Source organism: Tractidigestivibacter sp. (assembly GCF_050946515.1).
Lineage (GTDB): Bacteria > Actinomycetota > Coriobacteriia > Coriobacteriales > Atopobiaceae > Tractidigestivibacter.
Window position 1 is genome coordinate 1 of the sequence record NZ_JBMNUX010000013.1, and the last position, 12,529, is coordinate 12,529.

The window sequence follows — 12,529 nt, forward strand, 5'->3', positions numbered from 1 at the left end:
AAGGGGAAACTGAAGCGACTCCCTCCACCCGCGCGCACTCGTGCTACACTCAACCACGTAAAACGGGGAGCTGGGGAAAGCCTGGCTGAGAGGCGGCGCGCGCGTCGCGACCCGAAGACCTGATCCGGGTAATGCCGGCGTAGGGACCAGAGCAGCACGTTCGGGCGCCTACGGAAACGTGGGCGCCTTTTTTGCGCGGCGCCCAGGGAAGGAGCGTTTATGGAGTGTTCCGTTGCTATCCAGTTCTTGCCGATGGACGCCACCACTGACGACGAGATTTGCCGCATCGTCGACGAGGTCATCGCCTACATTGACTCCACGGGCGTCGACTACTTCGTCGGCCCGTTCGAGACCGCCATCGAGGGCGACTACGACACCTGCATGGAGATCGTGAAGAACTGCCAGCTCGTGGGCGCAAAGGCCGGCTGCAAGAAGATGGCCGCCTACGTGAAGATCGACTACCGCCCCGAGGGCGAGGTCATGACCACCGAGCACAAGGTTGGCAAGTATCACGCCGGCGACCCCGAGTTTGCCCAGAAGGCAAGCGAGGTCGCATAGGGTGGCCGCTCGAGAAGGACATGGTCGCGCGAGAAGCGCCGCCACGCCGGCTTCCCCGAGAAGCGCCACGGCTCCCAGCCGTGCGCGTCGCATCCTGACGCCGCTGCTCACCATCGCTGGGCTTCTCGTTGTGTGGGAGCTCGTCGTTGACACGGGGCTCGTTGCCAACTACCTCTTGCCGACTCCGATACAGGTGGTGCTCGCGCTGGTCGAGGACTTCGGCCTCATCATGCAGCACGCAGGCACCACGCTCATCGAGTCGGCAATCGGCCTTGGCCTGGGCGTGGCGCTCGGCTTCGTGTTCGCCGTGCTCATGGACCGCTTTGAGGGGTTCCGCCTTGCCATGAACCCGCTTGTCACGATCTCGCAGACCATCCCCACCATCGCCATCGCGCCGCTTTTGGTGCTGTGGCTGGGCTACGGGCTTCTGCCCAAGGTGGTCCTGATCATCATCACCACCTTCTTTCCCATAACGGTCTCGCTGGTGGCGGGCTTTGCGTCTGTCGACCCCGACGTGATCGACCTCATGCGCACGATGGGGGCCAGCCGCTGGCAGATCTTCCGCTACGCGAAGCTGCCCGCCGCGGCCGACCAGTTCTTCAGCGGTCTGCGCATCAGCGCCACCTACGCCATCGTCGGCGCCGTCATCGCCGAGTGGCTCGGCGGCAACTGGGGCCTTGGCGTCTACATGACGCGCGTCCGCAAGTCCTTCTCGTACGATCGCATGTTTGCCGTGATCATCATCATCTCCGCGCTGTCGCTTGCACTCATGGAGCTCGTGAGCGCCCTGCAGCGCCTGTGCATGCCCTGGAAGAGGGCGGAGAGGAACAACAAACAATGAAGCATCTGAACCGTGCGCCCATGTCCCGCCGCGCCTTTCTCGCCGCGACGGCCGGCCTTGGCGCCGCCGCTCTGGCTGGCTGCGGCTCGTCCTCTAGTTCGAGCAGCGATTCCAGCGCTTCTGCCGACTCGTCGAGCAGCGATTCCAGCTCGTCGGACCTCACGCACATCTCGTTCGTGCTTGACTACACGCCCAACACCAACCACACCGGCATCTACGTCGCCAAGAACAAAGGCTGGTTCGCCGACGAGGGCCTGGACGTCGAGATCGTCCAGCCGCCTGAGGACGGCGCCGACGCCCTGATTGGCGCGGGCGGCGCCCAGCTTGGCGTGAGCTATCAGGACGTCATGGCCAACAGCTTCTCGTCTGACCAGCCCATGCCCTACACGGCAATCGCAGCCGTAATCCAGCACAACACCTCGGGCATCATGAGCCGCCAGGAGGATGGCATCACGAGCCCCAAGGCCATGGAGAACCACACCTACGCAACCTGGAACCAGCCCGTCGAGCAGGCCACGATCAAGGACGTGATGGAGGCCGACGGCGGCGACTACTCAAAGCTCAACATGGTGCCCTACGACGTGGACGACGAGGTCAGCGGCCTGCGCGCCAACATGTTCGACTGCGTGTGGGTCTATGAGGGCTGGGCCGTCCAGAACGCAAAGGTGCAGGACTACGCCGTCAACTACTTCTCGTTCATCTCGATTGACGACGTGTTTGACTACTACACGCCGGTCATCGCCGCAAACGACGACTTCCTGAGCGAGAACCCCGACCAGGCTCGTGCCTTCCTGCGCGCCGCGAAGAAGGGCTACGAGTTCTGTGCCGAGAGCCCCGACGAGGCTGCCGACATCCTTTGCGAGGAGGTTCCCGAGCTGGACGCCGACCTCGTGCGCGCAAGCCAGGAGTACCTGGCCGACCAGTACATCTCTGACGCCTCCTCGTGGGGCCAGATCGACGGCGAGCGCTGGGCGAAGTTCTACCAGTGGCTGAACGACCAGGGCCTCGTCGAGAACCAGCTCGACGTGAGCGCCGGCTTCGACACCCAGTATCTGGAGTAGCCATGAGCCAGGCGAGCGACGTGGAGAAGGGCGCGGGAGCCAGAGCGGCCGCCGGCAGGGGCGACGGCACGACTCCGGCGCTTGAGGCGGACGGCCTCACGCTTTCTTGGGACGGCGGCAGCCCCGTCGTGCGGGACATCTCTCTCTGCGTGGGCGAGGGAGAGGTGGCCTGCCTTGTGGGCCGCTCCGGCTGCGGGAAGACCACGATCCTCCACGCGCTCGCAGGCCTCACCACCCCCGACGAGGGCCGGGTCATCTTGCACGGCCAGGACGTCACTGGCCGCCCCGGCAAGATCAGCTACATGCTGCAGAAGGACCTTCTTCTGCCCAACCTGCGCATCATCGACAACGTGTGCCTTCCGCTGGTGATCGCGGGCGTCCCGCGCGACGAGGCGCGCAAGAAGGCTGAGCCCCTCTTTGAGCGCTTTGGCCTTTCGGGCACCGAGAAGAGCTGGCCGGCCGAGCTCTCCGGCGGCATGCGCCAGCGCGCGGCGTTCATGCGCACCTATCTGATGGGGACCGACGTCACGCTTCTGGACGAGCCCTTCTCGGCGCTTGACGCCATCACGCGCGCCCAGATGCGCACCTGGTTCTGCGACATGGCCCGCGAGCTGGGGATGTCCGCGCTGGTGATAACGCACGACGTGGACGAGGCGGTCTCTATGGCAAGCGTCATCTACGTGCTGGCGGGAAATCCCTCTGCGGGCGAGCCCAGCCGCCTTGCAGGCACCGTTGCGCCCGACCGCGGTAGCATGAGCGGCGTCGCGGGCGAGCAGGACTTTGCCCTGACGCCCGAGTTTCTCGCTGCAAAGCGCCGGGTCATCGAGCTTCTGGGGTAGGGAAGAGCGCCGTTCTGGCAGCGCAGTGCGCCTGCGGAACGGCATGACAAAAGAGGAGGGCCCCGCACGATGCGGAGCCCCCTCCCCGATGTATGGCGACGCGCCGTGGCGAAAATGGGACGCACGGCGCGTTGTCAACTAGCTTGACGAGCTCGTCCCCGTTCCGGAGGAAGTGGTGCTCGTCGTTGTGCTGGTAGTCGTGCTCGTGCCCGAGTCGCTTGAGGAGCTGTCTGTCGAGCCAGTGGAGCTGCCTGTGCTCGAGCTGGTGTCGGAGCTGTCCGTCGAGCTGCTGCTGTCGCTGCTGTCGCTGCCCGTGGTGCTCGACGAAGAGTCGGTCGAGCTGTCGCTTGTGTCGGAGCTGCTCGTGGTTGACCCAGAGCTCGTGGTGCCGGAGCCGGAGTTGCTGGAGCTTGTGCTGCCAGAGTTGTCGCTCGTGGTGCTGCTGCCGGTTGAGCTGGTGTCGGAAGTGTCGTCCGTCGTGGTGCCGGTGGTTGAGGTGTCCGACGTCGTGCTGTCATCCTTGGTGGGCGAATTGCCCTCGTTCTTGTCGGTGGGGCTTGTCGAGCTTTCGGTTTCCGTCGCCGTCTGCGTCGTGGTTGTCGTCGTGCGCCCGGGCGTGGTGCCGATGCCCTGGCCGGCGGTGGCAAAGTTGACGACAAGAGCCGTTACCAGCACGGATGCCAGCGCAATCACAACGCACACGATGGCGATCTTCTTGCGCGTGTAGGTCTTCGAGCGCTCGCGCACAGCGGAGCGCACGCTCTCGGGCGCGATGGGCGTGCCCGTGGAGGCAACCCTGCGCACCACGGTCTTGTCGGCGCTGCTGGCGCTGGCAGTGGCGCTCGTCTTGGCGTTGCCCCTCTCGTCAATCGCGGTTCCGTAGATTGTGGAGTCAAGGATCTTTGGAGCGTCAGCGGTCGAGGCGGCGTTGCCGCTCACCACGGTGGTCTTCTCGATGGAGCTGGAAGAGCCCGACTCGGCGTTGCTGCGGACCTTCTCGGCAGATGCGCTGAATAGGTTCTTCAACACGTTGGTGGTAATGGCGGTCACGGCGGTGCCTACGACGGTTCCGATGAGCGATCCCGCAAGGCCAATCTGAGACGACAAGGCAAACGAGACTCCAGCCGCAAGTGCGCTTGCCAAAACCTGTGCAAATGAGAGGTCTTCGAAGACGGTCTTGTTGTTGCTATTATTGCTATCGCTGGTAGATTCTTTGCTCTTAGCGCTACTGGTACGATATGCTGCGTTTCTGGTGTTTTTAGAAGTGGCTGGCACGAATCGTTCCTCCCTAACGAAGCGTCCCTTGGTTGGTGCTCACCTACAGTAGTACCCGCTTCGGACAAAAGCGACTCCGCCAAGCACTCGCCCACGAAAGAGACAATACCAAACGAACCTTAATTCGAATAGCTGGTTGGCCGTCTGATGGGTTCGAAGCCTCCAATATCCGCTATTATTAGCAAAGGTACGGCTTTACTTCTCACAACAGATGGAGGTAACTATGCTCGTCAATGCAGCTGCTATGCTTCAGAGCGCTGAGAAGGGCCACTATGGCATTGGTGCTTTCAACACCAATAACCTTGAGTGGGCCACGTCTATCCTGGACGCCGCTGAGGAGCTCCAGTCCCCGGTCATCATTCAGTGCACCGGTGGCGCTTCCAAGTGGCAGACCTCCTATCGCGTCGTCGCTGACATCGTCCGTGACCTCGTCGAGGACAAGCACATCACCGTTCCTGTCGCCCTTCACCTTGATCACGGCTCCTATGAGGACGTCTTCAAGTGCATCGACGCCGGCTTCACCTCTGTCATGTATGACGGCTCCCATGAGCCCGACTTCCAGACCAACCTCGACCGCACCGCTGAGGTCATCAAGGCTGCCCACAGCAAGGGCATCTCTGTTGAGGCCGAGGTCGGCGGCATCGGCGGCACCGAGGACGGCGTGACCGCCCGCGGCGAGCTGGCCGACCCCGACCAGTGCAAGCAGATTGCCGACCTGGGCGTTGACTTCCTCGCCTGCGGCATCGGCAACATCCACGGCATCTATCCTCCCAACTGGGAGGGCCTGTCCTTCGACCAGCTGGCAGCCATCAAGGCCAAGACGGGCGACCTGCCGCTGGTCCTTCACGGTGGCACCGGCATCCCCGTTGACCAGATCCAGAAGGCCATCTCCCTCGGCGTCTCCAAGATCAACGTCAACACCGACCTCCAGCTTGTCTTTGCTGCCGCCACTCGCAAGTACATCGAGGAGGGCAAGGACAAGGAGGGCAAGGGCTACGATCCTCGTAAGCTCCTGAAGCCTGGCCGCGAGGCAATCGTCGAGCGCACCAAGGAGCTCATCAAGGAGTTTGGCTCCGAGGGCAAGGGCTGGAACTAACAGCCTTGCGTTTCCGGCGCTCGTGCGTCGTTGATTTGGCACGCATGCGCATCTTTCAGGGGTCGGCCTGGCGCCGGCCCCTTTTCTTGTGGCGCGGAGAGCGGAGGGGAGGCGGTCGCGGCCGCCTCCGCTATGCGATCAGCGAGAGCGACTTCAGCAGCCAGAGCCAGGCGGTCAGCGTGAAGGCGCAGCCAAAGGTGGTCATCATGACCGTGGTCGAGGTGAGCGTGCCTTCATGGCCCATGTTCTTTGCCATGATGTAGCAGCTCACCGTGGAGGCGGAGCCCAGCATCACGAGAAGCGCCACAAGCTGCTGGTCGCGGAAGCCCATCTGGATCGCAAGCGGCATGAAGATTGCGACGAGGGCCACGAGCTTGATGAAGCTTGCGACCAAAGCCGCCGGCACCTCTTCTTTGGACCTCTCGAGCGAGAACGATGCGCCGAGCGCCATAAGACCCAGCGGCGTTGCCAGCACGGCCACGTTGTGGACGGTGGACGAGAGGATCTCGGGCATCGGGAGGCGCAGAAGCGACCAGGCAAGACCAACCAAAATGCCGATGATGATTGGATTCTTGATGATCCCGACGCCCGCCTTGCGCAACAGCTGGCCAACCGTCGGCTTCTTCTCGCCCGTGCTTGGGGCCGTCAGCGTCAGGTCGAGCACGGCCACGAGGTTGTAGAGCGGGACGCTGCCCAAGATCATCAGGGGAGCCATGCCGGTGGTCGCGGTGCCATAGATGTTCTGGATGAACGCGATGCCAAGGATGGCGGCCGAGCTTCTGTAGCTTACTTGGATGAACTCGCCGCGCCTGGGCGTGTCGTGAATCACAAAATGCGACACGCACACAATCAGGAGGATGCTCAGCGCCGTGGCTACCAGGCAAAAGAGAACGTATCGTCCGTCCCAGGCGGAGGCGAAGTCCTGTGTCGCGAGGTCCTGAAACAACAGCACGGGCAGCGCTACCTTGAAGACGAAGCTGTTGAGGTAGTCAGTGAACTTCTCGTCCATGACGCCGACTTTGCGAAGAAATGTTCCCACCAGCATCGTGAGAAAGATCGGCAGCGTGGCGTTCAGGCTGAAGATGAGGTCGTCCAAGGCGAGAAGTCCCTTCAATTATTGAGAATAACTTAGTCACTATGCGGTATTCGAGGCGGGGTATCGCCCGGGGCGATGACTCATTATCGGAAATTTAATGGGCATCCGGGCTTGCATCTGTTGGGTCTGGCGTCTATCCTTCATATAAACCTACCAGTTAACTAGGATTTAGAGGGGAGGACGCGATGGCTGCGTACGAGTGCCAGAGGATGTGTTGTTGTCGGCTGTGCCGCGCTGGTGCGCCATGTAGATGCCATCGATGTCTGCCACATCAAAGGTAGCAGCAAATAGGTACATCTATCTGGGCGGCGTCAGCGCAAGTTGACGCCGCTTTTCTGTTGGCAATCAAGTGAGGAGACCTCAATGGACATTGATTTGCAAGCACTTCTCGCCCTTGTCGTGGCGGCAGCGTTCTTTGCGCTGCTCGTCGTGCTGAAGCGCAAGTTCAAGATGGGCTTTGGCGCCCGCACGCTCATCGCCACCGGGCTGGGCGTCATCCTTGGCCTGGCGTTTGGGCAGGCGTACACGTACTATGCCGTGGTCGGCACGATATTCGCGAACGTGATTTCGGCCATCGTGGTGCCATTGCTGTTTTTCAGCATCATCGCGAGCATCACGAACCTCTCGCAGACGGTGCGCCTGCGCGGCATCGGCCTGAAGTCGGTGCTGTTCTTGGAGCTGAACACCCTGATCGCATCCATCCTGACGCTGCTCATTGCGGTGCCGCTGGGCGTCGGCCGCGGGTTCTCGCTTGAGGGCGTAGACTACCAGGCAGAAGAGGTTCCGTCAGTTACCGACACCATAGTGGGGCTCTTCCCCAAGAACCTTGCCGATGCGTGGGCAAACAACCTCGTGGTTCCCATCATCATCTTTGCGCTGATCGTGGCCTTGGCGTACAACCGCCTTGCCTCCAAGGAGGCAGCTGACGAGAAGGTCTCGGTCAAGCCGTTCAAGTCGTTTGTCGACGCAGCGAACAAGGTGCTCGGCGAGACCGTGAGCTGGGTCGTTGGCTTTACGCCTTACGCCGTGGTCGCGCTGATTGGCCGCGCTGTCGGACGCGCCGACGCAAGCCAGCTGGTGCCGCTTCTGGGCGTGCTCGCGATTGCGTACGTGGTGCTTGCCATCCAGTTCTTTGGCGTCGAGAGCGCGCTTGTCGCTTGGATTGGGCGCCTGTCGCCGGTGCGCTTCCTTCGCGGCATGGTTCCGGCGACCGTCACGGCCTTCACCACGCAGTCAAGCGTGGGCACCATTCCCGTCACCGTGCGCTCGCTGACCGAGAACCTGGGAGTGGACGAAGACGTCGCGAGCTTCACCGCGGGCCTTGGCGCCAACCTTGGCATGCCCGGCTGCGCTGGCATGTGGCCGACGCTCGTCGCCGTCTTTGCGATGAACGCGCTGGGCATGCCGATTGGCCCGACCCAGGTTGTGGGCATCGTCGTGCTGGCGCTGGTCGTTTCCATTGGCACGGTGGGCGTGCCCGGCACCGCCACCATTACGGCGACGGCGATGCTCGCCGCGATGGGGCTGCCGGTTGAGACCATCGCCGTCGTTGCGCCCATCTCTTCGATTGTCGATATGGGTCGAACCGCGACCAACGTGCTTGGAGCGGCTGAGTCCTCGCTTCTGGTTGCGAAGACCGAGGGCCTTGTGGACGAGAGGGTCTACGAGGGCGAGGAGAGCTACGTGCTCAACCGCAAGCAGCAGGGCGCTGCTGCGTAGGCGCTCGCGCTTGTAGCGGAGCGGCAGATTGGGGCGATGGGCCGTGATGGCCTGCCGCCCCTTTCTTCGCTCGCTGCGGAGCCAAAGTCTTGGCGCTACTGCTGCTGCTGATCCTGGTCGAGCTGCTCGGCGCCCTCCTCGATCTGCTCGGCGATTGGCTGTTCTGGCGATTCGGGGTTTACCGCGGACTTCGAGTGGCGGAGGATCGTCTTGTAGTCGTGGCTGAGGATGTTCGCCGCAGATTCGGGCAGGTAGACAGAGCACTTTCCGTCTCCCACGGGGAAGGTGGCGTTGCCGCCCTCGTCGATGTTGACTGCGTTCTCCTCGCCCATGACGCAGATCCAGCGCTCGTTTGCATGGCGCGTGCCCACGTACATGTTCTTCTCGCTGTGCTCCTTGTCGGTCAGGACCACGGCGCACCCCGAGACTTCCATGTCGTCCACGCCCTCGCGCGTCCATCCGATTACGTCGGGGTTGTCGAGGTAGTCATGCTGCGGACCATAGGCAAACCTGCGGCGCACCTCCATCAAAAGTGGAAGCTCCTTGACCGCCGGGATGCCACCGTCGTTGGGCATGCCAAACAGGTCGCCGAAGAAGACGCAGGGGTATCCGGCCTCGCGCAGAAGGATGATGGCGTAGGCACTCGGCTTGAACCACGCCTCGATGAAGCTCTGGAGAGCCTGGCCGGGCTGGGTGTCGTGGTTCTCCACGAAAGTTACGGCATGGATGGGGTCGACCTGCACGAGCGTGCCGTCAAAGAGGTGCGAGAGGTCCATCTGGCCCATGGAGTTTGACGCCTGGAAGAGCTTGTAGTGCAGCGGCACGTCGAAGAGGCTCATGATTTCGGAGTCGCCCAAGTATCCGCGCAGGTCGTCGAGGTTCGGCGACCAATACTCGCCGACGGTGAAGAGCTCGCGGCCGGTGTATTCGCGCATTGCGGAAAGCCAGCGCAGGTAGAAGTCTCGGCTCATGTGCTTGAGCGCGTCCAGGCGGAAGCCGTCGACGCCCGTGGTGTCGACGTACCACTTGCCCCACTTGACCAGCTGGTCATAGACGGGCTGGTAGCTGACGTCCACGTCGCAGCCCATCAGGTAGTCGTAGTTGCCGTTGTCGTTGTGGTCGACGGACTGGTCCCAATGCTTCCCGTCAAAGAGAAAGACGCTGCTGCGCTGGGTGTTCTCGTCCCAATCGGTTCCGTGGAAGTGGGTCCAGTTCCACGCGAAGTCATCGTAGGTGCCGTGGCGACCGGGAAAGGTGAAGCTGGTCCAGGCCTTGATGGTCTGGAGGTCGCCCGATATCTCGTTTCTGTTCTGCGGGTTTGCCTCGCGCGCCGGGACGTCTTCGCACGCGTCGCCGCCCATGCGATGGTTGAGCACGATGTCGCCAAGTACCTGGATGCCGACGTCCTGAAGCGCCTTGATGGCCGCCAGGTACTGGTCCTTTGTCCCGTACTTGGTGGCCACGCTTCCGCGCTGGTCAAACTCTCCAAGGTCCCATAGGTCATAGACGCCGTAGCCCACGTCCTCGGCGCCGCCCTGCCCCTTATAGGCGGGCGGCAGCCAGATTGCCGTGATTCCGGAGTCAGAAATTATCTTTGCATCCTCGACAAGGCGGTTCCAGTGCTCGCTATCGGCATCCAGATACCATGAGAAGCCTTGCAGCATGCATCCATTAACTGTTGTCATATTTGAACCTCCTGAATGGGTCGCACCTATACCGTACCCCTCTTTCGTGCACCCTTCTTGCACGGGGTGTTTCCCCCGTGTATCCGTTTCCGGCGCCGTCGCTGCTTCGGCGTTGCGCCGCCCTTTTCGCAAACCGCCACGTTCCGTAGCGTTTGACCCCTCTTTCGGGCCCATAACGGCACGGTTCGTGGCGGTTTGCGCCGTCCTTCTCACACACCTCCACGTTCCGTAGCGTTTGGCTGGCTTGAGCGCCCTGTACGCTACGGTTCGTGGAGGTGTGCGGAAGGTGGGACGGTCCGTGCCGCACATTGTGTGGGACGCAAGCCGCGTTGTGTGGGGATTCGCCATACGAAGAAACGTCTATTGTGTGGGACTTAGTGGCAATTGCGTGAACATCCAAGGCCGCAGGCAGACGCTCGGTCGGCACCCCCCTAGCATGTCATCCACCAGAGGCGTCTTGGGGAGGGGATGGCAATGCGAGGAGGAACGAGGAAAGAGGTACTTCGGCAAGTGAGGCTCGTGTGGAAGCGGGGCTCATGCCTCACGGCGAGAAGCGACCAGCAACGTCGATGGCTCATGGAGCTATGCGGCGAGGGGCTTCTCGCAATGCCCGACAGGGACTGCTTCGCCGAAAAGGCCGAGTGGGACAAACTCGATCCCGCACAGCGCGCCGAAGTGCGGATGCGTACGATCTGCTCTTCTCGACCAAGCTGCGTATTTTGCGGCATCTCTGCAGCACACATGCTTGGCCTTCCCATTCCGTACCGCGCCTTATCGCGGCTCCATTACTGCATTCCCGGGGACGACCACAGCCGACAGCTCATCTGCGGCGTCCAACATACGATGGGGAAGGTCGATTCAGTAATCGTGCGCGGCGTGCGCACGACCACCCTTGAGCAAACCGTCGCAGACTGTCTCTGCCATTTGGACTTTGCAAGCGGTCTCGCCGTTGCGGACAGCTACTTGCGGATGACGGGAGAAACGATAAGCCAGCTGCTAGCGAGGCTTGAGAAGTATTCACGGCATCGGGGCATCAAGCAGGCGCGGTTTGTTGCGCAATTTGCTGACCCGCGAAGCGAGAGCTGGGGCGAGTCAATCGCCCGCGCGACGTTTATTGAGCTGGGATACCAGATTCCCGACCTGCAGGTGGAGATTCCGAACCTTGTCGAGTGGGGGAGGGTCTATCGCGTTGACTATCTATGGAAGCTGCCGCGCGGCAAGCTGGTTGCGGGTGAGTTTGACGGAAAGGAGAAGTACGAGGCTCCCGAGATGACTCAAGGGCGTACGGCGCTCGAGGTGATGAGCGACGAGAGGGTCCGCGAGTCGAGAATATCGGCTGCCGGGGTGACAGTGATGCGGATGAACTTCCGTGACGTGCTGGACCTTGACAAGATGGACCGGGTCCTTTCGCTGTATGGCGTGCCGAGGTCGTCGGTCGATTATGGCGACCGCTTCGACTATCGTCCTCGGACGGCAGACCGCCGAGACGACCTTCGCTAGCGCTTCCGCGTCGCGGTGACGGTTCGTGGCGGTGTTGGCGGGCGGGTACGCAAACCGCCACGAACCGTAGCGTTTCGGGCGCTCCGACCAGCCAAACGCTACGGAACGTGGAGGTGTACGAGAAGGACGACGCAAACCGCCACGAACCGTGCCGTTGAGGGCCCGAAAGAGAGGCCAAACGCTACGGAACGTGGAGGTGTACGAGAAGGACGACGCAAACCGCCACGAACCGTGCCGTTGAGGGCCCGAAAGAGAGGCCAAACGCTACGGAACGTGGCGGTTTGCGAGAAGCGGGGCGGGGCGAGAAGCGGGGACGACGCGCAGGGGCTACGAAACGGCAGGGGCACCGCCGGCGTCGGCGCAGTTGTCGGCGTCTGGAGTGATGAGGTCGGCAAGGGTCTTGCTGTCGAGGTAGCTCGACGTCACGCGGCCAAGGTCGCGCCAGATGCCCACGGTGGGGCAGGTCTCGATGCGCGAGCAGATCTCGTCGTTGGTGCATTGCAGGCACGAGACGGGCGCAAGCGACCCCTCCGCGGCGCGAAGAAGCTCTCCCAGCGTGTAGTCCTCGGGCTTGCGCGTCAGGCGGTATCCGCCGCCCTTGCCGCGCTGGCTCTCCACGTAGCCGGCCTTGTGCATGAGAGAAATGACCTGTTCAAGGTACTTGCGAGAGATGTTCTGCCGCTTGGCGACATCGCCCAGCGACACCCAGCCGTCGTGCGAGGCGAGGTCAGCCATTGCGCGCAGCGCGTACATGCCTTTTGTCGAGAACATCCCAGCCATGATCAGTCCCTTTCTTTGGCGCTCCCCGCCTCTTTGTCCCATGAAGCGAGAGGCAAGCGGGAGGCGCACGTGTGAGGCG

The 12,529-nt window shown here is 62.3% G+C and carries 11 protein-coding genes and 1 riboswitch; of the genes, 7 read left to right on the forward strand and 4 right to left on the reverse strand.

Annotation, left to right across the window (positions count from 1 at the left end; translation table 11 throughout):
• The first annotated feature begins 53 nt into the window (after positions 1-53).
• A riboswitch (TPP riboswitch) is annotated at positions 54-163 on the forward strand.
• Between the two features lie 56 nt (positions 164-219).
• The 4 genes from ACOYJL_RS08160 to ACOYJL_RS08175 all read left to right on the forward strand — a co-directional run bounded on the left by ACOYJL_RS08160 (position 220) and on the right by ACOYJL_RS08175 (position 3,299).
• Positions 220-558, forward strand: a complete 339-nt coding sequence (locus tag ACOYJL_RS08160) for a thiamine-binding protein (protein WP_433569731.1) — start codon at positions 220-222, stop codon at positions 556-558.
• A 91-nt stretch (positions 559-649) separates the two neighbouring features.
• A complete protein-coding gene (locus ACOYJL_RS08165) occupies positions 650-1,399 on the forward strand; it encodes an ABC transporter permease (protein ID WP_433569795.1) in 750 nt (249 codons plus the stop codon).
• Positions 1,396-2,460 carry an ABC transporter substrate-binding protein gene (locus ACOYJL_RS08170; protein WP_433569732.1) on the forward strand — a complete coding sequence of 355 codons (1,065 nt, stop codon included), beginning with the start codon at positions 1,396-1,398 and terminating at the stop codon, positions 2,458-2,460. Before ACOYJL_RS08165 ends, ACOYJL_RS08170 begins: the two co-directional genes overlap by 4 nt.
• A 2-nt stretch (positions 2,461-2,462) precedes the next feature.
• Positions 2,463-3,299 (forward strand): ABC transporter ATP-binding protein, encoded by an 837-nt coding sequence (locus tag ACOYJL_RS08175; RefSeq protein ID WP_433569733.1) that lies wholly within the window; start codon positions 2,463-2,465, stop codon positions 3,297-3,299.
• A gap of 138 nt (positions 3,300-3,437) precedes the next feature.
• Here ACOYJL_RS08175 and ACOYJL_RS08180 read toward each other — a convergent pair whose 3' ends face one another.
• Complete coding sequence (locus ACOYJL_RS08180; RefSeq protein WP_433569734.1) at positions 3,438-4,406, reverse strand: hypothetical protein; 969 nt, start codon at positions 4,404-4,406, stop codon at positions 3,438-3,440.
• A gap of 391 nt (positions 4,407-4,797) precedes the next feature.
• Here ACOYJL_RS08180 and fba point away from each other — a divergent pair, with 391 nt between their 5' ends.
• Positions 4,798-5,670 carry a class II fructose-1,6-bisphosphate aldolase gene (gene fba / locus ACOYJL_RS08185; RefSeq protein WP_433569735.1) on the forward strand — a complete coding sequence of 291 codons (873 nt, stop codon included), beginning with the start codon at positions 4,798-4,800 and terminating at the stop codon, positions 5,668-5,670.
• A 130-nt stretch (positions 5,671-5,800) separates the two neighbouring features.
• On the opposite strand, the gene ACOYJL_RS08190 is transcribed toward fba, so the two are convergent.
• Positions 5,801-6,766 carry an AEC family transporter gene (locus ACOYJL_RS08190; RefSeq protein ID WP_433569736.1) on the reverse strand — a complete coding sequence of 322 codons (966 nt, stop codon included), beginning with the start codon at positions 6,764-6,766 and terminating at the stop codon, positions 5,801-5,803.
• A 363-nt stretch (positions 6,767-7,129) separates the two neighbouring features.
• On the opposite strand from ACOYJL_RS08190, the gene ACOYJL_RS08195 reads away from it, so the two are divergent.
• A complete protein-coding gene (locus ACOYJL_RS08195) occupies positions 7,130-8,485 on the forward strand; it encodes a dicarboxylate/amino acid:cation symporter (protein WP_433569738.1) in 1,356 nt (451 codons plus the stop codon).
• A 95-nt stretch (positions 8,486-8,580) separates the two neighbouring features.
• On the opposite strand, the gene ACOYJL_RS08200 is transcribed toward ACOYJL_RS08195, so the two are convergent.
• Entirely contained in the window at positions 8,581-10,170 is a 1,590-nt protein-coding gene (locus ACOYJL_RS08200) for an alpha-amylase (RefSeq protein ID WP_433569740.1), read from the reverse strand.
• Between the two features lie 606 nt (positions 10,171-10,776).
• On the opposite strand from ACOYJL_RS08200, the gene ACOYJL_RS08205 reads away from it, so the two are divergent.
• Positions 10,777-11,670, forward strand: coding sequence for a hypothetical protein (locus tag ACOYJL_RS08205; protein ID WP_433569741.1), 894 nt, complete (start codon positions 10,777-10,779; stop codon positions 11,668-11,670).
• 327 nt (positions 11,671-11,997) lie between these two features.
• On the opposite strand, the gene ACOYJL_RS08210 is transcribed toward ACOYJL_RS08205, so the two are convergent.
• Positions 11,998-12,450 carry an RrF2 family transcriptional regulator gene (locus ACOYJL_RS08210; RefSeq protein WP_433569742.1) on the reverse strand — a complete coding sequence of 151 codons (453 nt, stop codon included), beginning with the start codon at positions 12,448-12,450 and terminating at the stop codon, positions 11,998-12,000.
• Positions 12,451-12,529 lie beyond the last annotated feature (79 nt).